Annotated in this window: 1 protein-coding gene; it reads left to right on the plus strand. The window is 56.8% G+C overall.

The window, feature by feature from the left end:
• Positions 1-189 precede the first annotated feature (189 nt).
• The coding region (locus ABAC460_RS47865) for an IS110 family transposase (protein WP_052012839.1) at positions 190-1,107 on the plus strand (918 nt) is incomplete at its 3' end.

Raw genomic sequence — 1,107 nt, forward strand, 5'->3', positions numbered from 1 at the left:
GGTCCCCCTTGTTTGTGCAAGCTGTGTTAGGTTCTGGACAGGATTGGGGTCTGCAGACCCCAATCCTGTCTGAAGGACGGGCCGTTTTCCCCTGAGCTGTGATGAGCTGTTGGGGAGCTGGGCCACCTTTGGATTCATGCCTCGGATGGTTGCATGGGCGTTAGGGCCCGAAGACACAAGGTTGAGATCATGAAACAGGGAAAGTGTACCACGGATGTGGCGGGTGTCGATATCGGCAAGAAGTGGCTGGATGTTGCTCTTGCCAAGTCTACGGACCATTGCCGGATAGCCAACAACCCGGCTGGCTTTACAGAACTGACAGGTTGGCTGCGGGCTCACAAGGTCAAGCGCGTGGGCATGGAAGCGTCTGGAGATTACGAGCGTGGTGTTCGCACCGCGCTTGAGGCAGAAGACTTCGAGGTCGTTCTCCATCAGCCGATGGAGGTCAAGGCCTTCGCGATTTACCGGCGTATCCGTATGAAGTCCGACAAGGCGGATGCCAGGCTTATTGCCCTGGCGACGCAAGCCTATGATGGGATCATCGCACGCCGCGATCCCTATCTGGTCGATCTGGCTGATCTGCTGACCTACTACGAGCAGACCAGTGATTTGCTTGCCATGACCAAAAACATGGCTGAGCACGAACGGCCGGCCGTCGTGAAAGCCATGGCTTTGGCTCGTGAGCAATGCCTGGTTCAGCAGAAGCGCGACGTCCTGAAGCTGATCATCGCTAAGATCAGGGCACGCCCTGATCTCAATGTTCGCTTCGATCTGCTCAAGACCTTGTCAGGCGTAGGCGATGTCGTGGCGGCCGTACTGGTCGTGCGTATGCCCGAACTGGGCAGTCTCGAGCACGGTCAAGCCGCCAGCCTTCTTGGCGTCGCACCGTTTGACCGCGATTCCGGTAACTTCCATGGGCGCAGGTTCATTATCGATGGCCGCTCCAGGCCCAGAACCTTCGTTTACATGGCGGCCCTGGTAGCCAAAAGGATCAAAAGCGACTTCAAGACTTTCGCCGACAGACTTCTGGGTACCGGAAAACCGCCAAAAGTCGTCATTGTCGCTGTCATGCGAAAGCTCATCGAAGCCGCCAATCTCGTCCTAAAA

The organism is Asticcacaulis sp. AC460, from assembly GCF_000495795.1.
Lineage (GTDB): Bacteria > Pseudomonadota > Alphaproteobacteria > Caulobacterales > Caulobacteraceae > Asticcacaulis.